The 22296-nt window shown below is 69.9% G+C and carries 14 protein-coding genes, 1 other RNA gene and 1 pseudogene; 8 read left to right on the plus strand and 8 right to left on the minus strand.

Annotated features, from left to right (window positions below; genetic code table 11):
- The first annotated feature begins 123 nt into the window (after positions 1–123).
- Positions 124–1575 (plus strand): RNB domain-containing ribonuclease, encoded by a 1452-nt coding sequence (locus tag ACZ5VQ_RS18220; protein WP_469105764.1) that lies wholly within the window; start codon positions 124–126, stop codon positions 1573–1575.
- On the opposite strand, the gene ACZ5VQ_RS18225 is transcribed toward ACZ5VQ_RS18220, so the two are convergent.
- Entirely contained in the window at positions 1526–2245 is a 720-nt protein-coding gene (locus tag ACZ5VQ_RS18225; protein WP_469105765.1) for a hypothetical protein, read from the minus strand. The two genes, ACZ5VQ_RS18220 and ACZ5VQ_RS18225, sit on opposite strands and share 50 nt — an antisense overlap.
- Entirely contained in the window at positions 2242–3021 is a 780-nt protein-coding gene (locus ACZ5VQ_RS18230) for a MerR family transcriptional regulator (protein ID WP_469105766.1), read from the minus strand. The genes ACZ5VQ_RS18225 and ACZ5VQ_RS18230 overlap by 4 nt, the downstream gene beginning before the upstream one ends.
- A 231-nt stretch (positions 3022–3252) precedes the next feature.
- Here ACZ5VQ_RS18230 and ACZ5VQ_RS18235 point away from each other — a divergent pair, with 231 nt between their 5' ends.
- From ACZ5VQ_RS18235 to rnpB, 5 genes and pseudogenes are all read left to right on the plus strand, one after another.
- Positions 3253–3720 carry a DUF4260 family protein gene (locus ACZ5VQ_RS18235; protein ID WP_469105767.1) on the plus strand — a complete coding sequence of 156 codons (468 nt, stop codon included), beginning with the start codon at positions 3253–3255 and terminating at the stop codon, positions 3718–3720.
- A gap of 100 nt (positions 3721–3820) precedes the next feature.
- Entirely contained in the window at positions 3821–4330 is a 510-nt protein-coding gene (locus ACZ5VQ_RS18240; protein ID WP_469105811.1) for a TetR/AcrR family transcriptional regulator, read from the plus strand.
- A gap of 167 nt (positions 4331–4497) precedes the next feature.
- Positions 4498–5322: an AraC family transcriptional regulator gene (locus tag ACZ5VQ_RS18245; RefSeq protein WP_469105812.1), complete on the plus strand. Its 825-nt coding sequence runs from the start codon at positions 4498–4500 to the stop codon at positions 5320–5322.
- Between the two features lie 82 nt (positions 5323–5404).
- Positions 5405–6124, plus strand: a pseudogene (locus tag ACZ5VQ_RS18250) (DMT family transporter); the annotation flags it as partial.
- Positions 6125–6252: 128 nt separating this feature from the next.
- An RNA gene (rnpB, locus tag ACZ5VQ_RS18255) (RNase P RNA component class A) lies at positions 6253–6659 on the plus strand.
- Positions 6660–7022: 363 nt separating this feature from the next.
- On the opposite strand, the gene ACZ5VQ_RS18260 is transcribed toward rnpB, so the two are convergent.
- Complete coding sequence (locus tag ACZ5VQ_RS18260; RefSeq protein ID WP_469105768.1) at positions 7023–9182, minus strand: DEAD/DEAH box helicase; 2160 nt, start codon at positions 9180–9182, stop codon at positions 7023–7025.
- Positions 9179–10513 carry a BREX system ATP-binding protein BrxD gene (gene brxD, locus ACZ5VQ_RS18265; protein ID WP_469105769.1) on the minus strand — a complete coding sequence of 445 codons (1335 nt, stop codon included), beginning with the start codon at positions 10511–10513 and terminating at the stop codon, positions 9179–9181. Before brxD ends, ACZ5VQ_RS18260 begins: the two co-directional genes overlap by 4 nt.
- 236 nt (positions 10514–10749) lie before the next feature.
- Here brxD and ACZ5VQ_RS18270 point away from each other — a divergent pair, with 236 nt between their 5' ends.
- Both ACZ5VQ_RS18270 and ACZ5VQ_RS18275 read left to right on the plus strand, forming a co-directional pair.
- A complete protein-coding gene (locus ACZ5VQ_RS18270) occupies positions 10750–12564 on the plus strand; it encodes a GmrSD restriction endonuclease domain-containing protein (protein ID WP_469105770.1) in 1815 nt (604 codons plus the stop codon).
- Positions 12561–13610 (plus strand): CBS domain-containing protein, encoded by a 1050-nt coding sequence (locus tag ACZ5VQ_RS18275; RefSeq protein WP_469105771.1) that lies wholly within the window; start codon positions 12561–12563, stop codon positions 13608–13610. Before ACZ5VQ_RS18270 ends, ACZ5VQ_RS18275 begins: the two co-directional genes overlap by 4 nt.
- A 79-nt stretch (positions 13611–13689) precedes the next feature.
- Here the strand turns inward: ACZ5VQ_RS18275 and pglZ are convergent, their stop codons facing one another.
- The 4 genes from pglZ to ACZ5VQ_RS18295 all read right to left on the minus strand — a co-directional run bounded on the left by pglZ (position 13690) and on the right by ACZ5VQ_RS18295 (position 22200).
- A complete protein-coding gene (pglZ, locus tag ACZ5VQ_RS18280) occupies positions 13690–16737 on the minus strand; it encodes a BREX-2 system phosphatase PglZ (RefSeq protein ID WP_469105772.1) in 3048 nt (1015 codons plus the stop codon).
- A gap of 94 nt (positions 16738–16831) precedes the next feature.
- Positions 16832–20821: a BREX-2 system ATPase PglY gene (gene pglY, locus ACZ5VQ_RS18285; RefSeq protein ID WP_469105773.1), complete on the minus strand. Its 3990-nt coding sequence runs from the start codon at positions 20819–20821 to the stop codon at positions 16832–16834.
- 306 nt (positions 20822–21127) lie between these two features.
- Positions 21128–21331 (minus strand): DUF397 domain-containing protein, encoded by a 204-nt coding sequence (locus ACZ5VQ_RS18290; protein ID WP_469105774.1) that lies wholly within the window; start codon positions 21329–21331, stop codon positions 21128–21130.
- Positions 21328–22200: a helix-turn-helix domain-containing protein gene (locus tag ACZ5VQ_RS18295; RefSeq protein WP_469105775.1), complete on the minus strand. Its 873-nt coding sequence runs from the start codon at positions 22198–22200 to the stop codon at positions 21328–21330. The genes ACZ5VQ_RS18290 and ACZ5VQ_RS18295 overlap by 4 nt, the downstream gene beginning before the upstream one ends.
- Between the last annotated feature and the right edge of the window lie 96 nt (positions 22201–22296).

Here is a 22296-nt window from a genome sequence, read left to right on the forward strand (position 1 = left end):
GGTTCTCCCTGGGGCGTTCGGTACGGCGTTCGGTACGGCATTCGGTACGGCGTTCGGTACGTGAGAGGGGTACGCGCAAGCCTACGGGGTGCCGCTCGCCCCACCCCGCCATACGCTCGCCCTATGCCCCGCCGCCAGATTCGTGTGACCGGCGCAGCCGAGGCGCCCCTGCGGGCCGCGCTGCGCGCACTGCGCACCGAACTCGACGTGCCCGAGGCGTTCGGGCCGGAGGTGCTCGCCGAGGCGGAGAGAGCCGCCCGCGAACCGACGCTTCCGGCGTACGACGCGACGGAGATCCCCCTCTTCACCATCGACCCGCCGACGTCCACCGACCTCGACCAGGCGATGCACCTGTCCCGCCGCCCGGACGGCTACCGCGTGCGGTACGCCATCGCCGACGTCGCGGCTTTCGTCGTACCCGGCGGTCTCCTGGACGCGGAGGCACACCGCAGGGTGACCACCCTCTACTTCCCGGACGGCAAGATCCCCCTCCACCCGCCGGTACTGAGCGAGGGCGCCGCGAGCCTGCTTCCCGACCAGACCTGCCCGGCCGTCCTGTGGACCATCGACCTGGACGCGGACGGCCGCCCCACAGCCACCGACGTCAGCCGCGCCCTCGTCCGCAGCCGCGCCAAGCTCGACTACGAGTCCGTCCAGAAGCAGCTCGACGCGGGCACCCCCGAGGAACCGCTCGCCCTCCTCAAGGACATCGGGCTCCTGCGCGAACAACAGGAAGTGGCCCGCGGCGGCATCTCCCTCAACGTCCCCGAGCAGGAGATCGCCGAACGCGGCGGCGCGTACGAACTCGGCTACCGCGCCCCGCTCCCCGCCGACGGCTGGAACGCGCAGATCTCCCTCCTCACGGGCATGGCCGCGGCCGAGCTGATGCTGGCGTACGGCACGGGGGTGCTGCGGACGCTCCCGGCCGCGCCCGACGGCGCGGTCGGCCGACTGCGTCGTACCGCGCGGGCGCTGCGCATCGACTGGCCGCACCATGTCTCGTACGCCGACCTGATCCGTTCCCTCGACCCCCACCTGCCCCACCACGCGGCCTTCCTCCAGGAGTGCACGACGCTGCTGCGCGGCGCGGGCTACACGGTCTTCCGGGGCGGTGTCACCCCGGACCTCACCACCCACGCCGCCGTGGCCGCGCCCTACACCCACTGCACGGCCCCGCTCCGCCGCCTGGTCGACCGTTACGCCTCGGAACTGTGCCTGGCGGCGGCAGCCGGGGAGGAACCGCCGGAGTGGGTGCTCGCCGCCCTCGACGACCTGCCGAAGCGGATGGCCGAGGGCACCCGCCGCGCGGGCACGGTCGAGCGCGAGTGCGTCGACATCGTCGAGGCGGCGCTGCTCAAGGACCGCGTCGGCGAACTCTTCGACGGCACCGTCGTCGACGTACAGGAACGCGAACCCACCGTGGGAACCGTCCAGTTGGAGTCCCCCGCCGTCGTCGCCCGCATCAGGAGCGAGGAGGGGGCGGGGACGCTGCCGCTGCCCCTGGGGGAGCGGCTGCGGGTACGGCTCACACAGGCCGACCCAGGCTCGGCGAAGGTGCTGTTCGCTCCCGCGTGAGCTCCAGAGCTGTGCGTATCTCCCGTACCAGCGCCTCGGGTTCGTCGGCGTGGAAGCGGATCATGGTTACGTCCTTGGGGCGCCCGAGGAAGGTGAAGTGCCTTACGGGCGAGGAGAGTTCGAGCGTGATCGTGGTCTGCGCGCCGATGGCCAGGTCGAGCCGGTCGTCGCGCTTCTCATGCGTGGTGACCAACTCGCGGCGTACGGAGGTGATCGCGGCGAGCGGGACGCGAACGTCGACGTGGGCGGCGCGGCGGATACGCAGGAAGGCCTCGTCCTCGTCCCCCGTGTCGTCCAGCACGTGCGGGCGGGTCACGGATGCCGCGTGCATGCCGACGATCAGGAGCAGCGTGTAGACGTCGAGCGTGAACACGACCCGGTGGACGGCGGGATGGTTCCGCAGGAGCACCGCCATACAGGCACTTTCGAGGACGCTCACGAACCCGAAGCCGAACATCATCGCGCCCTGGCCGCGCCCGTACGAGAAGGCCCGCCCGCGCCCGATGCCGTGCGGCCGCCGGGCCATCCACCGGGCGATGCTCGCCAGCAGCCGCACCTCGTGGGCGACGAGGTGCCGCACGGTCCGAAGGGTCCGCACGGCGCCGGTCGCCGGCACACCGCTGGCCGGGGTGCTGCCCGCCGTCGTCACCGTGTCCGCCGCCGCGCTCATCGCGCACGCTCCACGAGCAGTTCGATCGTCCGGCGGACCGCCGCGGCCTGCGCGAGGGCGAAGTCGTCGAGAAAGGCGCGGAAGAAGCTGCCGTTGCCGGTCATGTCGGTTCCCTCCAGGTCGAGTTGGCCGAGGCCCATGCCTTCCAGGGCCTCGTCGGGCAGGCAGTCGGCGAGGGCACGGGCGGCCTCCTCGACGCGCGGGTCGGCCGGATCGACGTCGACGAGCGCGTCGAGTTGGGCGTACGCCTCGTGCGTCCGCTCCAGGGCGCCGGGCACGTCCGCGGCGGCGCGCATCGCGGACAGCAGGCGCTCACGGTCCTCCGGGGCCGCGACCGTTTCGAGGAAGGCGATCATCTCGCGGTCCTTGGCGGCCATCGCCGGTTCCGGGTGGCGGGTCAACTCCCCAAAGATCGCGGCCAGTTCGGGAGACACGGGCCCCTCGGCGGGCATTCCGCCCCCGTCCAGCAGTGCGCGCAGCCGCAGCCGCCGCTCCCGGATGGCCGCCTCCTGGCGCGCCAGGTCGTCGTCGAGCTCCGCGAGCACCTCGGCGAGATCGCGCCCCGCGTCGTCCGCGAGGGCGTCCCGCACCTCGGCGAGACCGAGCCCCAGCTCGGTCAGCCGTTTGATCCGGGCGAGCATGACCGCGTGGCGCAGGCCGTAGTCGCGGTAGCCGTTGGAGCGCCGCTCGGGTTCGGGCAGCAGCCCGAGGTGGTGGTAGTGCCGGACGGTCCGCGTCGTGACGCCGACGGTCGCGGCGAGTTCTCCGATCCGCATGCCCTCAGTAGAAACGTTGACGTTGCGGCAAGGTCAAGCGATGGCCTTCCCTGCGGGTCGGGGGGTGGGCGTCGCGGGTCGCCTCTTGACGGCTAACGATGTTAGCCGTACGGTCGAGGCTAACGACGTTAGCCATCTGTCCGCGGACAACGCAACGGGCAGCCCGCGACGGAAATCCCGACCGAACGACCGCCCAGCCGCAGGAGGCAGGAAATGAGCACGAGGAGCACGATGAGTACGATCGCCGCGCCCAGCACTGCCGTCCCCGCAGGCACCGCGGACGTCGACGGCGCGGCCACCGCTCCCCGAGGCCGCCGCGCCCTCTCGGTCACCCGCCGCACCGCCTGGTTGCTGAACGCGCTCTTCTGGTCGGCCTTCGCCGTACTCGAAGCCGTGAACCACGGCTGGCTCGCGGGACTCCTGGCCGTCGCGTTCTTCATAGCGCCAGACCTGACGTTCCTGGTCGGCATCGGCGAGGCGCGCGGGATGGCAAAGGGCCGGCTCCAGCCCCGCGCGGTCCCGTACTACAACACCGCCCACCGCGCGCTCGTCCCACTCGCCCTCATGACGCTCTACGCCTTCGGCCCGGTCACCTGGGCCCCGGCCTTCGCGGCCCTGTGCGGCTGGCTGGCCCACATCTCGTACGATCGCGCCTTCGGCTACGGCCTGCGGACGAAGGAGGGCTTCCAGCGTGACTGACCGGCGGGGCAACCAGGGTGCCGACGGGCGGGGCACTCAAGTCGGTGACCGGCAGGAGGCCCACGGCGCTCAAGGCGCCCAGGGTGCCCAGGGCGGTGGGCTGTCGCCGCGGGCCCGTTCGATCGTGGCGGCGGCCCGAGCGCTCCTGGAGGAGGCGGGCCCCGCCGCGCTGACCATGCGGGCCCTCGCCGACCACCTGGGCATCAAGGCCCCGTCCCTCTACAAGCACTTCCCCGACAAGTCGGCCGTAGAGGTCGAGCTGATCGCGCAGATGCTCGCCGAGTCCGCGGCGGCGCTGGAGGAGGCCGAGGCCCAGGCCCCGGGCTCGATCCCGGCCCTGGCCGAGGCGTATCGCGCGTACGCCCTCGAACACCCCCACCTCTACTGCCTCGCCACCGAGCGCCCGCTGCCCCGCGCCTTCCTCCCGCCCGGCCTGGAGGACCGCGCCGCCGCGCCGCTCGTCCGGGCCTGCGGCGGCGACATGGACCTGGCCCGGGCGACCTGGGCGTTCGCCCACGGGATGGTGATCCTGGAGATCCACGGCCGATTTCCGGACGACGCCGACCTGGCCGGGGCATGGAAGAAGGGCACGCGGGCGTTGCACCCCTGAGGAGGTGCGGCGCCATGGGGGCACGGGGTGACGGTGAGCGGGCGGATGGCCTTCGCCGGCCGGGCGGGTACGGGCAGGCGGCTGGCCGCGAGCCGGTGGGAGGCCGTGAGCAGGCGACTGGCCGTAAGCCCGTGAATGGGCGTGAGCAGGCGACTGGGCGCGAGCCGATGGGCGGGCGCGAGCAGGCGGTCTGGACCAGGGCGACCCTAGGCCGGAGTGGCCGCCCCCTCGACCTCCTCACCGCCCGCTTCGACCGTCACCGCTACGCGCCCCACGCCCACGACGAGTTCACCATCGGTGTCTGCGTCGGCGGCTCAGAGTTCATCGACTACCGAGGCGGCCGGATCGAGACGAGCCCCGGCTCGATAGTCGTTCTCGCCCCCGGCGAGACGCACACCGGCGGCCCGGCGGCATCCGACGGCTACGCCTACCGCGCCCTGTACGCCGAGGTCCCCCTGCTCACCGAAGGCACGTACGGCATCCCGCACTTCCGCGACCCCGTCCTCGACGACCCCGAACTGGCCACCGCCCTCCGCCTCACGCACACCGAACTGAGCGTCTGCCCGGACCCGTTGGAGGCGGAGTCCCGCATCCCGTGGCTGCTCACGGCCCTCTCCCGCCGCCACTCCACGGCCCGCCCGGTGTGCGACAGAATCCCGGGCGCGGACCGAATAGCTGAGACGGTCCGAGCCCGCCTGACGGACGAACTCCTCTCCCCACCCTCCCTCTCCGCCCTGGCCGCGGACCTGGACCTGTCCCGCTACCAACTGCTCCGAGCCTTCCGTACGAGCACGGGGATGCCGCCGTACGCCTGGCTGGCCCAGCACCGCGTGAACCGAGCCCGCTGCCTACTGGAGAAGGGCCACCGCCCGGCCGAGACAGCGGCCCTGGTTGGCTTCGCGGACCAGGCGCACCTGACGCGCTGGTTCCGCCGAGTACTGGGCGTGACCCCGGCGGCGTACCGCAACAGCGTTCAAGACACTCGCCGCTGACCCGACCGAAACTGCGCGCATGAGTGCACGCGGCTGGTTTCTCTTCTCCCTGATGGGAGTGCTCTGGGGCATCCCCTACCTGATGATCAAAGTGGCGGTGGACGGTGGCATGTCCGCGTCCACGGTGGTGTTCACACGATGTGCGCTGGGCGCGGCCCTGCTCCTCCCGTTCGCCATCCGCCAGGGAAACCTGATCGGAGTCGTACGAACGCACTGGCGCCCCATGCTGGCCTTCGCGTGCATAGAGATCATCGGCCCCTGGTGGACCCTGACCGACGCGGAACGCCACCTCTCCAGCTCGACGGCGGGCCTGCTGATCGCGGGCGTACCCATCGTCGGCATACTCCTGGCCCGCTACTTCGGAGACACGGAACGCCTGGGCACCCGCCGCATGTCCGGCCTGGCGCTGGGCCTGGCCGGCGTGGCAGTCCTGACGGCCCCACACCTGACAGGCGGAAACGCCCGCGCCCTGACGGAGATGCTGGTGACGGTAGTGGGCTACGCCACGGCCCCGCTGATCATGGCCCGCTACCTGAAGCCGGTCCCGACCCTGCAACTGATAGCCCCCTGCCTGCTCCTGGCGGCGCTGGTGTACGCCCCGGCGGCGGCCCTGACACGACCGTCGTCGCTCCCGTCCCCCTCGGTCCTGGCATCCCTCTCGGGCCTGGGAGTGATCTGCACGGCGCTGGCCTTCGTGGTCTTCCTGGAACTGATCAGGGAGGCGGGGCCGACGAGGGCGATGGTCTTCACGTACGTCAACCCGGCGGTGGCGGTGACGGCGGGCGTGCTGTTCCTGGACGAGGAACTGACGGCGGGAGTGGTGGCGGCGTTCACCCTGATCCTGCTGGGCTCGTTCCTGGCGACGGCGGGCTCCGGCCGCTCGCGTTCCGGGCCGGGCCGCGAGCCCGGTACCATGGTCGACACGGCAGACGAGCCGGGCGGACGGCCGCGTGGAGTCCCCTTCGGGGGCGCTTCCCGAGGAACGTCCGGGCTCCACAGGGCAGGGTGGTGGCTAACGGCCACCCGGGGTGACCCGCGGGACAGTGCCACAGAAAGCAAACCGCCAGGGACCTCGGTCCCAGGTAAGGGTGAAACGGTGGTGTAAGAGACCACCAGCGCCTGAGGCGACTCAGGCGGCTAGGTAAACCCCACCCGGAGCAAGGTCAAGAGGGGCGCGGTAACACGTGCCCTGCGCGGACGTTCGAGGGCGGCTCGCCCGAGTCCGCGGGTAGACCGCACGAGGCCGGCGGCAACGCCGACCCTAGATGGATGGCCGTCTCCCGGCCGACCGCGAGGTCGACCGGCGACAGAACCCGGCGTACAGCCCGACTCGTCTGCCGCCAAGGGCCCTATGGCCAGGGAAACTGCTGGTCAGGTGCCCTTTTTTCGTAAGTTGAAGGGCCTCATCAGACCCCGGTCCGTACCGGTTCAAACCGGTACACGTGGCTGTGAACATAGCCACCAGGGTAGCCACCCACGCGGCCACTGCGGGCACTCGTCCTGACCAATGGGCTGCGGTGATTCTCCGCGCACTTCAGCCCGGCTGGCTGAACGCAAAGCACCCTCCACCCAACTCAGGGCACTCCCGAGCCTCCATCAGACCCGGAGCGGTTCACTCTGACAGGCACGCGGCCAAAGGGAGAGATGCCCCCCTTCATTGCCGCTGAGCTGCGTGTGTGGGCCGAGGAGCGCTAAGCACGTCACTCCCAGGCGTCGCTAGCCGCAGTTCGGTGCATGAATCTGACAGGTTCCCGCAGGACGGCGGCCGCCCCGTCCAGATCGGCCAGGCGTGATGCGACGGTTGCTTCCGCCAGACGAGGCGGCAGGGCGGCGCTGAATTTCAGCCCGGCCACCGCGCGAGGGTCCACGGCGGGTAGACAGAGGTGTTCGGCGGCCTCTGCGGCGGCCTTCCTCCACTCCTGAGCCGTAATGTCCTCGCGCAGCCGCAGATACGTGTCTGTCGGGCGCTGCAGTGGGTCGGCAACCGAGGTGAGCGTGGCGGCGAGTGTGGCGTTCGCACGACTGCCCGCCCAGGTCCACCAGCGCACGTTTGTGTCCGGTCCACCGCGGGTCACGATGGTGCTGCCGACGTGCACCATCTCGCCGTACCGTTCCCGAGTCCGCGCCAGCGCGGATTCGGCGCGCCGGGTCAGACTGACCGGAGGCGTCGAGCCGAGCAGGATCTCCCGTGCGGCGCGGGCGAGTTCGAACGATGCGGAACGGGTGAACCCCATGCCACCCCAGCGCGCCCTGCCGCCGTCTTCGACAGGTTCCACGAAGCAGCGTCGTCGTGACCAGTCGATGTAGGTCACCTGCCAACTGCGTCCGGCGAGAAGCAGCCGACGCGGCCCTACGACCTCATCGGTGAGCAGCGCTGGATCCGTGGTGCCGATTTCCGTGCGGCCGGACAGTACGGTGAATTCGGGGGCCGCGGTGAACACCGCCGTCAGATCCATGAAATGCCGGAATCCGAAGCGTTGTTCGGCTTCGGGACCGATGAACAGCATGCCTCCGTCCTGGTCCAGATAGCCCTGCGTGACCAGATGGCGCATCACGGGTTCCGCGGCAGGACCGAAGGGGCCGATGCCGCCCCACCACTCCTGCCACAGCCGGTCCCCGACCCGGTGCTCCTGAAGGCACAGCGCGAGGATCTGCTGAGCGGCGATGTGCCGGGGCTCGGGAGGTGGCGTGATCGGTTCCACCCAGCCACGCGACCACAGCAGGAGAAGAGCGGCGGCGGACAGCAGGTCGTCTTCGTCGATGGCGAGGAAGAGGCAGTTGCGTACGGATCCCGGCCGTCGGCCCGTGCGCCCGATGCGCTGCAGAAACGACGCCACGGTGCCCGGCGCGCCGATCTGCAGGACCCGGTCCAAGTCACCCACGTCGATGCCGAGTTCCAGTGTGCTGGTGGAGACGATCACGCAGTCGCGGGCCTCGGCGAACGCCTCCTCGGCACGGGCCCGCTCGTCCACGGAGAGCGAGGCGTGGGACAGGAACGTGGTGACGCCCTTCGCGCGCAGACTGGCGCCGAGTTCCTCCACCTCCCTGCGGGACTCGCAGAACACGAGCCGCTTCTCGCCGTGGTGGAGGGCCGCGATCACCCGGGCCGCGTTGTCGAGGGAGCCGACATGGTCGAGTTCGACCTCCCCCGGTGGGGGGAGCGTCGCGGAGACATCACGCAGGTGGGGAGCGACGACATGAGCCGCGCGTTCTTCGGCCCCTGAACCCTGCAGCCAGTGCAGCAACTGCTCCGGGTTGCCGACCGTCGCGGAGAGACCTACGCGCTGTACAGGATGCCCCGCCACCCGTTCCAGTCGCTCCAGTACGGCGAGCAGATGCCATCCCCGGTCGTCCCCGGCGAACGCGTGTACCTCGTCGACCACGATCGCCCGCAGGCCCGAGAAGAAGGCACGATGGTCGACGTTGGTGCTGACCAGCATGGCTTCCAGGGACTCGGGGGTGGTGAGCAGCACGTCGGGCCGGTCGCTGAGGATGCGTCTGCGGCGTGAGTGCGTCACGTCCCCGTGCCAGAGCGCGGCGGTACGCCCCAGCCACGAGGTGTATGTCTCAAGACGTGGCAGGAGGTTGTTGAGCAGTGCTTTGAGGGGGCAGACGTAGAGCAGGGATGTGCCTGTCCAACCCTCCAGAGCCATTTTTGAAAGCAACGGAAAGGCCGCCGCCTCTGTCTTTCCGCCGGCCGTGGGCGCCAGCAGCACCGCGTCGGCCCCGTCGAGGAGGGGGGTGATCGATTCCTCCTGGAGGGGCCGAAGAGCAGGCCAGCCAAGCGAGTTGACGATGTGATGGACCAGACCCGGGTGCAGCCGGTCCAGTGGGTCGGGGGCCTGGGCGTCTCCCGTCACGGAAGCTCCAGTTCCACGTCGTCCGCCCCGGCTGCCGCGGCGTTCCTTTCGACTTCGGTGAGTTCGGAGGTCTTCACCGTCAACGAGTAGTGCCTGCGCGGATCGAAGTCGTCGAACTGGTCGACGCGGTCGAGGACATCACTCACCAGCTTCTTCAGGAACAGCCTGGGGGCCACTCCGACCTTGCCCCCAAGAGTGCCGCCGACGGCACGTGCCAGGTCCGCGACATAGGCGTTGTCGGCCATCGCCGCGATGCGTCCCGGACTCGCGGACCCGTCCGCGTACAGGTCCCGGATGGTCTGCCCGAGAGCGATCAGCGACTCCTCCGTGAAGCCCGGAAGCCTCAGCTGTACCGCGCGTGGGTTGTCGAAGCGCGGTTCGGTGGTGAAGTCGGTCGCCAGTCGCTGAGCCAGGGGTGCCAGCCGCTGCACGCCCTGCTGGCCGTCGTAGAACGCGGGTGTGCCCGTGATGATGAGATAGAGCCCGGGAAAACGACCGGAGTGCACCTCGTCGATGAGCTGGCGCAGAGCGTTGAGCGCCTTGTCGCGGGCGTCCGAACGGACCCGCTGGAGGGTTTCCACCTCGTCGAGCACCAGGAACAGACCCGCGTGTCCGCTGTCCCGCAACACCGTGAGCAGGCCCTGGACGAAGCCCAGTGCGCCGAAGTGGTCGAGATCTCCCCGAACCCCCGCGGCTCTGCGGGCGGCGGCGGCCACGTGAGGCTGTCCGCCGAGCCAGGCCATGACAGCCGCCGCGGTGGTCTCGTCGCCCGCGGTGAGCGCGGTGCGGTACCCACGGAGTGCGGCGGCGAAGGACGGGGCATGCCGGGACACCTCGGCGAGACGCGCGGCCATGAGCCTCTCGACCGACTCTGCGAGGCTCTCTACGGTGGCCCCGTCTGCCAGGGCGTCCTCTTCCAGCGCGTAGAACCACGCGTCGACGACGGGACGGAGCGCGCTCGGTGGAAACCCGGATGTGGCCAGCCGTTCCGTGAGTCGCCGGTAGACGGTTTCCAGCCGGTGCAACGGAGTCTCGGTCTCCGAGATCTGGATCTCGGCCACGGCGAAATTCCGGCGCTTGGCGCGCTCGCCGAGCCACCGTGTGAAGAAGGTCTTGCCGGAGCCGTACTCACCGCGGACCGCTTTGAACACCGACGCGCCCGACGCCACCGCCGAAAGCTCCGCGTCCAGCGCGGTCTCGAAGCGGTCCAGGCCGGTCGCCAGCAGGTCAAGACCGCTCTCGGGCACGGCCCCTCGCCGCAGGGCGTCGATCACCTCACGTCGGCGCGTCGCACTGACGGGGGAGATCCGGGACGGCTGGTCTGTACTCACCTCGTCAGTCTTCCATCCCCTGGAGGACGGTGCGGCGGGGCCGGGAGCAGGCATCCGGCAGCCGGGGACGGCGGCACCGGCTCCTCCGTGACATCACGGGTGTCCGAATACGTTCGTGATGGCTGAATGGCAACGAGGCGCAGGTGTCTCGATTCCTGCATTCCTTGACGGCGCTCAGAATGGCTTGATGCAATACGGTATCCACCATTGGGGTTCAAAGCGGGGGAGACCGCAGAGTGTCGCTGGACAGTCCGAAGCTCAGAGATCTGCTCAAGCAGGTTGAGTCAGGCTCCTTGCAACTACCTGATTTCCAGCGTGAGTGGAAATGGAACGACGAGCACATCCGGGCGCTGATCGCGACGGTCACGCTCAACTACCCGCTCGGCGTCGTCATGTCGCTCCAGACCGGCGGCAACACGCCCTTCAGGCCCAGGCCGCTGAGCGGTGCGCAGGTCTCCGAGGACAGGGTGCCCGACCTCCTGCTCCTCGACGGCCAGCAGCGAATGACCTCGCTGTACCAGGCTCTGCGACGCGACCAGCCGGTGGACACCGTCGACACCCGCGGCAAGGACCTGAGGCGCTGGTACTACATCGACATCACCAAGGCGATCGGCTCGCCCTCGGACCGGGACGACGCGATCGTGTCGGTACCCGAGGACCGGACCCTCAGGACGGACTTCGCGCGGCGAGTCGTCCTCGATCTGAGTACGACACAGCTTGAGTGCGCCGCAGGCCATTTCCCGCTCAATCTCGTGTTCGACACCCAGCGCATGAATGCCTGGCACCGGGAATTCGTGAAACTGGACGAAGCGAACTGGGATGTCTGGTCGCGGTTCGAGGAACACGTACTCAACCACGTTCAGTCGTTCGACGTGCCCATGATCAACTTGCCCGCCTCCACCGAAATGGACGCGGTGTGCGCGGTCTTCGAGCGGGTGAACGCGGGTGGCGTCCCGCTGAACGTCTTCGAGCTGCTCACCGCCACCTACGCGGGCGACCGGGCCCATGTGGCGGAGTTCGGGGAGTACTACCGGCTTCCCGACGCGTGGCTGCAGATCAAGTCGGACCTGACCGCCGCCCATCCCGTGTTCGGCAGGATGGAGGCCGGAGTCGAGGACGGGCTGAGCAGCAGCGACTTCCTTCAGGCGATCGCCCTCGTCCGCACGTGGGAGCACAAGCAGGACGGTCTTCGCAACTCGCTCTCCTGCAAGCGCCGCGATCTGCTGGAGCTTCCACTGGGCGACTTCAGGCGGCTGGCCCCAAGGCTGGCGGAGGCCTTCGCCTGGGTCGGAGCGTTCCTGGAGCGGCAGTGCATCGTCAATTCGGCGGACCTTCCGTACCGCACCCAACTCGTGCCGCTGGCCGCCGTACGCGCGGTCATGGGCGACGAGACGGACACCGCGGACGGAGAGGAGCGCATCGCCCAGTGGTTCTGGAACGGCGTGCTCGGCGAGATGTACGGCGGGTCGATCGAGAGCCGTTTCCCCCGTGACGTGGAGCAGCTCGTCGCGTGGATCCGTGGGCAGGGCGGAGAGCCGGACACGGTGGCGGAAGCCGTGTTCGTCTCCGACAGGCTCGACACTCTGACCACGCGCAACAGCGCTGCCTACAAGGGAATCTACGCACTGCTCGTCAAACAGGGCGCTGTGGACTGGTACTACACCGAGGCACCGCTGAGCCCTGGCCAACTGGCCGCGCACGGCGTCGACGTACGGGTGATCTTCCCCAAGTCCTGGGTGGCCAAGTCGCACCCCGGCTACGCGTCGCGCGTCAACTCGATCGTCAACAAGACCCCGCTGTCGTACCGGGCGAGCCGGAGCATGACCGGTCCGCCCACCGCTTACCTCAAGTCACTGATGCTGGAATCGGGCATGCGCCCCGAGTGGTTCGACGATGTCGTCGCGACGCACCTCATCGATCCGGCCACGCTGCACGAGGGGGATTTCGAACGCTTCTACACGGACCGTTCCCGGCAGCTCCTCGACCTGGTGCGGTCCGCCATGCGCAAGCACACCGTGCACCGCGGCTTCGCCGAGAAGCTGGGCGGGTGAGCGCCATCATGCCCTCCGACGAAAATCTGCTGGCGCTCAAGGGTACGAAGATCCCGGTACAGGAACTGCTCGCGCTCTTCGGGACACGTCGACGCGACGACCAGTCCGTCCTGGCGATCTCGCAGGCACTGAAGGATGTGGGCCTGTCCACCGTTCCGTCCTTCGCCACCTGCGGCCATGGCAGCTCCGTCCACGTCGTCGCCCTGGAGACGGTCGTCGCGGCGGACGAGGCGCATGACGAGGCGCATGACGAGGAGCCGGGGGAGGAGCAGGCGCCAGGTCTGCTTCCGCAGCACCCACTGCGGATCGGGGACATCGCGGCGGCCAGGGCGGGCCTTGAGTCCCTTCCGCCGACCGCACAGCTCTCCGAGGCCACGCACCTGATGCGTACCAAGGACTACTCCCAGTTGCCCGTCATCGACGGGACGACCACGCTGTGCGGTGCCGTCACCTGGAGTTCGGTGGCCAGGATGTACGAGAAGGCAGGTGTCGAGCGGGTTCTGGCGAACGCCCTGGTCGACGATGTGCCGGTGGCCGAGGAGCACCAGAACTTCTTCGCCGTACTGCCCCTGGTCAGCGAGAGGGGGTACGTGCTTGTCCGCCGCAACGACGGCCGGTTCAGCGGGATCGTGACCTCCGCGGACATCACGGAACGCTTCGACGCGACGGCGAGGCCGTTCTTCATGGTCGGGGAGATCGAGTTCCTGCTGCGCAAGTGCCTGGGTGCCGCGATCGACCCCGAGGCCATCAAGGCCGTGCAGCCGAGGAGGCCGGAGCGGCAGACCGGCAAGATCTCGGACCTGATGTTCGGTGACTACGTGACGTTGCTCGACGGCCAGCAGACCAAGGACGCACTGCGCGCCAAGGCGGATCAGAACTGGCAGGCACTCGGCTGGGCCATGGTGAACCGCGTTCAGTTCGTGTACCAGCTCGATCAGGTCCGCAAGATCCGTAACAAGATTGCGCACTTTGCCCCTGAGCCGCTGGAGCAGCAACTCCTCGACGAGTTGGGGCAGTTCGTGCGGATCATGCGACAGCTCGTCTGACGGCGCGGACAGAAGCGGCATCTGGTACCGCCACCTGGTACCGGCCGGTGATTCCCGGGCCGGTACCGGGTCAGGACTGTCACTCCAGCTCGAACTGCCCCTTCAGTAGTCCGGCGTTCAGCCGCAAGGTGCGGCCGTCCGGCAGGGTCTCCAGGACCTGGGCGCCGTCGTAGTTGAGCAGTTGCCGCAGTACGGCGCAGAAACCCTCCGCGCTGCGGCCGGCCGGAAGCCCGACGCGCTGCGCCAGCGCCGTCATCGGAAGCGTGCCCCCGATGTCCAGCAGCACCCGGACCGCCTCCTCCATCCTCGGCAGCTCGCGCTTGCGGGACAGCACCTCCACCTGGGCCTGGTAGATCTCGGAGCCGAGCAGAGCGGTCATCAGCGCGTCGTTCGGCGAGGCGGTCTCGTCCGGCACGACGGCCGTGACGGACAGCAGTGAGTCCTCCTCCTCGGTGGGGACGAGCACCATGTCGAAGAGCGAGTCCCGGCTCGCCACGATCTCGACCGCCTTGTCCGCGGCTTTCCCGGTCGGGCGTGGTGCCGCCGGTGCGGGCCGGGTTCCCGTCGGCCGTGACGTGGTCGAAGGCGCGGTTGACAGGGTCGTCGTCTGGGCGGTCTCGGCCGAGGGCGCGTCGAGGCGCCACCAGGAGGGCCGCTGGTCACCGAGTTCGCGCCAGCCCTTGGGCGGCTGCGCGCCGAAGGGAAGGAACGCCAGCACGGGGATGGCGACTTCGGCGAGGGAAGCCCCGCCGTGGTAGCCCGCCTTCTGCGACGTGTAGCGCGAGTCCGTGTCCCAAAGTGCGACGACCTCGCCACCGGACGCGCGCCGGGACGAGTCGCCGGCATCGGGCACGACGACCCGGCGCCCGGACAACAGAACCTCCGGCTCGGCGAGAGGCCCGCCCGGTTCCCGGTGCCGGGCCGACAGCGGAGCACCCGAAGCGACCCGCGACCCGTGCCGGTCGACGACGTGCCCATGGTCGCTGGTCAGGATCACCGCCCGGCCCTGGAGCGCGGCGTACCGCAGCAGTTCGCGGAGCTGCCCTATCTCGGCGAGCCGCCAGGTGCCGTCGCCGAGTTTCTGTTCCTTGGCGAGCCGGTCGTCGATCGTGTTGAGGACCACGGCGACCTGCGTACCGTCGTCCATGAGCGCGGCGAGCAGTTCGGGGCCGAAGGAGTCTCCGGCGGCGTCGGCACGCAGGTCGTCCTTGTGGAAGACCGCGGCCTGTGAGTCCCCCCAGAAGCGGTGGGCGGGAAACGTCCGCTTCTCGTCGGCCTGTGTGCCCGAGGTCAGCGCGGCGGCGAAGAGCGAGGTCCGGGAGACCGAGGTGAGGGTGGGCAGCGCGGCTGCCATCGCCCGGCGCCGTGCCGGGTCCTTGGCGTCGGCCAGAGGGTCGTACTCGACCCAGTGCTCACGCAGTTCCTCGGCCAGCTCGGAGGCGATCGCCGCGCTCATCCCGTCGAGGACGAGCAACAGCACCCGGCGGTCCCCGGACTTCGTCACAGGGGCGACGACGCGCGGGAGGAAGGTCTCCACCGTCAGCATGGTCCCGGGCGGGCCACCGTCCGCGGTCCAGACGGCGAGCGCCTGCGCGAAGTGCCGGTCGATCTCGCGACGGCGAGCGCGCACGGAGGCACACAGGGTGTCGTACGACGATCGCAGCGTCGGCTCGCTCTCACCACCGGACTCGATGTGTTCGAGGGCCAGATCGACCCAGCCCGTTTCCGAGACGTGACGGCCGATCGAGGCCGCGAGGTTCTCCGACGAGGCCGGTGGATCGCCCGCCAGCCACCGCGTGAGCCGCTCTGCCATACGGGCGCGCGCGATACGCGTACGGGCGTCGGTGTCCGCGGAGAGACTGTGGTCGTCGAGTGCGCTGACGGCCCGGGAGATCGACAGCGGGTCGCCACCGCGAAGTGCCTGCCCGACCGCACCGAAGCGGGCCTCAAGTCCGGCCGCCAGTACGGAACTCGACTGAGCCGCGCGCTCGGCCCCGAACTGCCGTACCAGCGACTCCGCCCGCTCCAGGGCGGCGCCGCTCATTCGCCGGGCGGCTGCCGCCGACTCGTCGAACTCCGACCGGCCGGTCAGCAGCAGAGCGCAGACGAACTCCTCGCAGGCCCGGCCGAAGGCAGCCGTGAGCCGGTCCAGGGCCTCACCGTGCGCGAGCGGCTCTTCGCCGAACCACCGTTCCGCACGTCCACGGGCGCGGTAGTCCTCGGCGTCCACGGCGGCACCGCCCGCCGCCGCCTGGGCGCGGGGTGCCGTACGCCGGTGACCGCGCCGCCCACCCGCCGCGTCCGGAACCTCGGTGTCCCGCCAGAGCGCCGCGCACACCAGCCCGAAAGCGACCGCGTCCGGCCCGTGCTCGGCGCCGATCAGCGCGAGCAGGGCCCGCCCGGTCAGCCCTACCTGGTCGTCCTCCCCGAGGAACCGGGCCAGCCCGGCCCGCTCCGGTGCCCGCAGCGCGAGGAAGCGGTCCGGGCCTCCCGGCTGCAACGTCCAGCGCAGCAGAGCGTGTACGTCGAGTCCGTCGGCCCCCGCCGGCCCGCCGGGGACGCGATCGGGGTCGTAGCGCCCGATGCCGAGCCGGCGCATCGCCAGTGCCGCCAGCGCCTCGCGCCGCGAGAGAGTGCCACCCGCGAGGCGTGGCCAGCCGCCCGGAGGGGTGGCGTCCAGGAGGGCCTCGGCGGCCCAGTTCTCCTCGGACAGCCAGTGGTCGGGGGCGTCGGCGCCGAACGCCTCGCGGACCACGTCCCAGATGTTGACGGCGCTGACCCGCTGCTTGTGGACCTTGGACAGCAGGTCGGGGCCGAGTTCGGCCTCCTCGCGGTCGGTGAGGACGACCAGGACGTCGGGGCCGGTGACCGGGGCGCCGAGGCCGGTGGCGTCGGCCGCCTGGTGGGCCAGCACCAGCTCGTACACGGCGAGCGGTGAGGGCCCCGACGCGATCCGTGCTCTCCGTCCCTCACCCCACGGAAGTTCGGCAAGGCCGTCCCATACAGGTGCGGCCCGCAGCAGTACCGAGCGGCGCTTGCCGGGGGTGAGGCCGGGCTGGGAGGTGAGGTACTGGGTGATGGTGGCCGCGTTGAGCCGCACCGCGCTCGTGCTGGTCGCCGTACTCACGCGCCTGCCCGCCTCGTCTCCATGGCGTTCACCGCCGCACCTGCCCTTAGTCCCGTTTCCACATCCATGGCCCGCGCCACAGTAACCGCCGTCGTCACTCCACGACCCGCCAGCTGAACTCGATGGTGACGTCGGGCTCCGCCGCCGCCAGAGCGGCCAGTTCGGCCAGCTCCGCGCGCAGCTCGGCCGGTGCCTGGGAGGCCTTGGTGCGCGCCCCGCCCGAGCGCCGGGCGGCCCGGCCGCCGGTCCCGGTTCCCGTCCCGGCGGCCGGAAGAGACGGCTGCGTCGTGGGCACCGGCGGGTGACTGCTCGCGGTGGTGAGATCCACGGCGCCGGGCGAGGTGAGCGGCCCCGGAGCGGGCGTGGACGGACCGGCCGCGGGCCGGGTGGGCGCGTTGGCGGCCTGGTTGCGCTTGAGCGCCGCGACGCCCGCCACCCGCGCCTTCTCCAGGGCGTCCTTGAGATTGACGGTGCGCTGGTCGGCGTTGGCGGCGCTGCGCAGCTGCGCGAGGACCGCCTCGCCCTCCGGGCCGACGTTCGCCGCCAGCTCGAAGGTGTCCCAGCTCGCGCCGGCCAGTGCCGCCGCGACGGCCTCGGCCTGCTTGACGGAGGCGCCGTAGCGGCCGGCCGAGGCCGCGCCGAGGTCGAACGCGGCGAAGGCGCTGATGATCTGCTTGGCCGCGGCGATGCCGCCCGCCGCCCCCTGGTCGAAGCCGGCCAGCTCGTCGAGGAGATCCCGCGACCGGCGGGCGAGGGCGAGCCGGCCGGACTCGTCGCCGCCGTCGAGCGAGAGGAACACCGAGTGTCTCTCCAGCTGCCGCAGCAGATCGTCCGCGTGCGGCCGGAAATGCCGCGCCTTGGCGAGGATCTGCCGCGCGAACTGGCTGACCAGCCGCCCCCGGCGCAGCGTCGGCGGCTTCGTCTCCGCCCCCTCCACCCCGAAGACGTCCCAGTACCGTCGCCCCGCTTCCTCCCAGACCTCCTCCTCGGGCAGCGGCTGGGATCGCAGCGCGTCCTGCGGCCTGATCGCCGAAAGCTCGGGCGCCGGGTCGAGGACCGCACCGGCGCGCACCCACACGCGGTCGTCCATCTCCGCGTACGACGCGATGACCAGGTTGGCGAGGAACGGCTCCAGACCCATCCGCTCGGGCCGGTCGATCCACTCGGTGAGCTTGGCGACGCTGAGGTCACCGGGTCCGCCGTCCGTCCGCGCCATCAGCGCGAAGTGGTCGGCCCACCGGTTCGACAGCCGGAAGTACGCCTCCTTCTGCTGTCCCAGCCCGAGCGGTACGGCGATCCGCTCCATCAGGGCCTTCTCCTTGCCCGAGTTCTCCACCTGTCGGTCGGAGGCCTCCGCAGCCTCCCGGACCAGCCCGAACACGGTCCGCGCCTCGCTCGCCCTGACGGGCGTGTTGCTGCCCTGCGGGTCGAAGTCCGGGTGGGCGGGGAACTGGTGGGCGAGCAGCTTCGCGACGATGTGCCGGGCCCCGGCCCGCATCGACTGCCCGATGGAGATACGCAGGTCGGAGACTTCGGGCAGGGCCTCAAGATGGTCGTTGAAGGCCACGTCGACGTCGGACGCCTTCTTGTCGGCCAGCCCGTATGCCTCCTTGAAGGCGTCCTTCACGGTCTGCGCCAGCGACTCCCGCTGCCCTTCGAGCAGGGCCTTGGCCCGCGCCCGGTTGTCGGCGTTGAGGTGCATCGCGTACTGGGTGTCGAAACGACGCTGGTCGGCGAGCGCGTAGTCGATCACGACGAGCCGCTGGAAGTCCTTGTACCGGGCGGCGGACAGCCGGGCGGGAATCCACGCCACGGTCTGCGGATGCGTGCCGGGCCGTTCCCGCAGCCCCTGCATCCGGTTGGCGTCGTCGACCGCCCCCCACTCGCCCTCCGCGTACGGCAGACCCATGACGATCCGCCACATGCCCTCCTGGCTGGGCTGGAACTCGTGGTCGGCGAGGTCGTCAGGATCGGCGACGGTGCCGAAGACCACCTCAGCCGTGCGGTTCGAGCCGCGCCATACGAGGTTCAGCTCGTCGGCGACCAGCCGGTCCTGGAGGTCGAGGCCCAGTTCCTCGGCGAGCAGCCGCTTGGCCAGGGTGCGCCGGTTGCCCCGGCTGTTGTTCACGTTGGCGTTGGCGATGACCGAGTCCACGTCCACGCCGGCGAGTTCGAGCCGCACACCCGGGTTGGTGTCGGTGCCGGTCGCCTTGATCTCGGCGAACTGGGCCGCCCACTCCTTGACCTTCGTCTTGATCAGCCCGACGTCGGCACCGGGGATCGGGGAGACGACCGAGCCGTGGTTGAGCGCGCCGAGCCGCCGGATGGTGAGGTCCCGCAAGGCGGGCACGCTGGGCGCGAGGGCGGACAGCAGCAGTGTGCACATCAGCCGGTTGTCCCCGACGAAGCTCTTGCACCGGCCGAGCAGCGCCGGGTCCGTGATCGAGTCCCGCCGGTGCGTGTACTGCTCGATGTCCTCTTCGGTGACCTCGTAGGTGCCGAGCAGATACGGCCGCATCTTGGTCCGGTACAGCTTGTCGGCGGTCTGGAACTCGACCTTCAGACTGTCCACGAACGGCTTGTCGCCCCCATCGGCGATCACCGGATACAGATCACCGAGCGGGATCAGCTGGTCGAGGGTGGCGTCGTCGCGGTGCGTGGCGAGCAGCTGCCCCATGAGCTTGAGACCGGTACGGGACCGCTGGAGCGCGGACGAGATGTGGACGAGCGTGTCCATGAAGGCCGGCGAGAAGGGATACGTCAGCCGGAACGACGCCTCGTCCGCGCCGGTGGTCCCCTCGTCCGACCCGAGGAGTACGTCCCACACCTGCGGCCCGACCCGCTTGATCCTGGTGAACGCGGCGTCGAGCTTGGCCCCGGCTTCCGCGTCCTTGGGCTTCAGCAGCCGGGCGTGCGCGATCTGCGGAAGGTTGCGGTCCTCCAGGGTGATCTTGTCGAAGCGCCCGGAGGCGAGGTTCAGACTGTCTTGGATGGCGGTCTCGGCGGCCCCCGAGGTCTCCTCACCGACCAGTTCGCGCAGATCGCGCTGGCGGGCGATGAACGACACGATCGGAATGGCCCGGCGCGAGTCGGCGCCTTCGACGAAGTTGGTGATCTTGTCGGCTTCGCGGGACACGAACCGCTGGTCGTGGATGCGGTTGGCGAGCCACAGGATCAGCTCGTCCATGAACAGGATCAGACCGTCGTACCCGAGCGACTTCGCATGCTCAGCGATCACCGCGAGCCCGGCGTCCAGCGAGATGAACCCCTGCTCGTCCTCGGCCGCGTTCTTCGCGAACCCCGGGAACCAGGTCGAACTGGCGTCGTGTACGAGTTTGGCGCGCAGCTCGGCAGGGGTGCTCGGGTTGATGAGATCGAGGTTGACCTCGCCGCCGTCCAGCTCCTCGGCGGCGAGGGCGGTGTCGAGCAGTTCGGGTGTCCAGGCGAAGGACTCGCCCCACTCGTCCTCGTCGTCACCGGCACTGCCGTCGGACGTGTCCGCGTCGGCGCCGGCGAGCCCCTCGATGAACTTGTCGTCGCCCATGCGGATGCGGTGCGAGCGGATGTCCTCGAAGAGGGCGTCGGTCCGGTAGACCTGCGGGGTGGGGATGTCCTTGTCGCCATGCAGCGCCTTGACGTGACTGACGTAGCCGCCGAGTACGCGCTGCTCCAGGGACTTCGCGCCGAGCATGTGGTACGGCACCAGCAGGAAGTTCTTCTGCTCGGTGTTCAGCCACTCGTGCTTGCCCAGTATCGGGTCGAAGTCCCGGCGGGAGAGGGCGGCGGGGTCGCGGCGCAGGATGGCGTGCAGGACGGCCATGAAGTGGGATTTACCGGAACCGAACGACCCGTGGAGATACGCGGCTTTCGACGTGTTCCCGTCGAGCGCGGCCCTGATCAGCCCGAGCGCCTCGTCGAAGTTGTCCAGGAGCCGCTCAGTGACGACGTAATCCCGCAGCGCGTTCGCCGCGCCTTCCTCGGTGACCGCCTCGGCGAGCTTCAGGACGAAGTCGGAGGTGGAGATCGACGTCTTGATGTCGATGACGTCACGGAGGAGGGGGGCGGGGGCGGCTGTCGGGGGCATGTGTGTCTCGCGTCTCCTGCGGCCGGTGGAATGTTGTGGCACATCTGGGGCTGTTCTGGGGCGGGCGCCTTGGGCTGGGGGTGGGGGTGAAGCTGGGGGTGGGGGTGCTGCTCGGGTCCCAGGTCCAAAGGGCCGTATCAGATCGTAACCGGCGGGTATGACAGGGCGGAGGTGCGTGGGGTGGGGAGGGGCGGTTTGTGGGGTGGCTGGGCGGCGAAGGGGCGGGCTGGGATGCCTGGCCCTTCGCCGGGGCCGTTCTTCCTGCGGCCGTGTGACCGACCGTGGTCGGTGGTCACGGGGGAAGGGTCAGCTGAGCTGAGCGACGAAGGTCTGCCAGGCGTCGCGGCCGAACCCGATGACGGGGCCGGTGGGGCGCTTGCTGTCGCGGACGGGGAGGAGGTGGGGGATGTTGTCGGCGATCTCGACGCAATCCCCCTGGCCGCCGCTGTAGCTGCTGACTCGCCATGCAGCTATGGCGAGGTCCGACGGGGCGACGCGGGCATGCTTCACGGTCTGTACTCCTTGGCGGCGTGTTGGATCAGCCTGAGCGATTCCGTGGGCGGCAAGGCCGAGGTGCGGGCGTCATCGAACAGCGTCCGATAGTGGGCGACTTCGGGTTCCCGCTCGATCCAGATGTTGCCGGTCGGCGTCTCAGTGAGTACGAGATCCAGCGATGCCACCTGCGGAAAGCGCATCAGCAGGTATGGGCCGAACATACCCGAGTACGCACCCCGCGAGAACGGCAGCACCTGGATGGTGAGGTTGGGTAGATCCGCAAGGGCTGCGAGCTGCTCCAGCTGCCCGCGCATCACCTCGGGACCTCCGACCTGCTGCCGCAGAACCCCCTCGGAAAGGACGGCCCAGAACTCCATCGGGGCTTCGCCGGTAAGCCGTTCCTGTCGGGCGAGCCGTACCTGCACGAACTGATCGATCTCCTCTGGACTCTGCCAGCAACGCGAAGCGACGGTCACCGCGCGGCCGTACTCGGGTGTCTGTAGAAGCCCTGGAACCAACTGCACCTGGTACGTCCGCACGCTGTCGCAGATCGCCTCCAGCTCGATCTGGTCGCGGTACGCATCGCCGAGGACGGAGTCGTACTGGTGCCACCAGCCCTCGCGCCGCCGTCGGTTGGCCTTGCGGGCCAGCGCTTCGAGGCGCTTGCGCGCGTCATCGTCATCGACTCGGTAGGCGCCCATGAGGGCGTTCAAGTCCGGTGTGCGAACCGGGACATGACCGTTCTCGATACGGCTGATCTTGCCCTTGGTGCAGTCGAGGACCTCGGCGGCATCTTGCGTGGTGAGGCCTGCCGCCTCACGGAAACGGCGTAGCTCGTCGCCAAGTTGGCGTCCCAGGACGGTGGATGGCTTCACGTTTGGCATACGCACTCCCTATCAGGGCCGAGAGCCCGTGATGGCGAGGTTACCCGAAAGGGTGAATCAAGCCGTAAAATTCCCTTCAACGTTGCATGGACGTCT

It is taken from the genome of Streptomyces sp. NPDC033178, assembly GCF_055577685.1.

What these genes read in the sequence shown, in the direction of transcription:
- ACZ5VQ_RS18220 (WP_469105764.1), top strand. Translation starts at nt 124, where the DNA reads ATGCCCCGCCGCCAGATTCGTGTGACCGGCGCAGCCGAGGCGCCCCTG.
- ACZ5VQ_RS18225 (WP_469105765.1), bottom strand. Translation starts at nt 2,245, where the DNA reads ATGAGCGCGGCGGCGGACACGGTGACGACGGCGGGCAGCACCCCGGCC.
- ACZ5VQ_RS18230 (WP_469105766.1), bottom strand. Translation starts at nt 3,021, where the DNA reads ATGCGGATCGGAGAACTCGCCGCGACCGTCGGCGTCACGACGCGGACC.
- ACZ5VQ_RS18235 (WP_469105767.1), top strand. Translation starts at nt 3,253, where the DNA reads ATGAGTACGATCGCCGCGCCCAGCACTGCCGTCCCCGCAGGCACCGCG.
- ACZ5VQ_RS18245 (WP_469105812.1), top strand. Translation starts at nt 4,498, where the DNA reads ATGGGCGGGCGCGAGCAGGCGGTCTGGACCAGGGCGACCCTAGGCCGG.
- pglY (WP_469105773.1), bottom strand. Translation starts at nt 20,821, where the DNA reads ATGCCCCCGACAGCCGCCCCCGCCCCCCTCCTCCGTGACGTCATCGAC.
- ACZ5VQ_RS18295 (WP_469105775.1), bottom strand. Translation starts at nt 22,200, where the DNA reads ATGCCAAACGTGAAGCCATCCACCGTCCTGGGACGCCAACTTGGCGAC.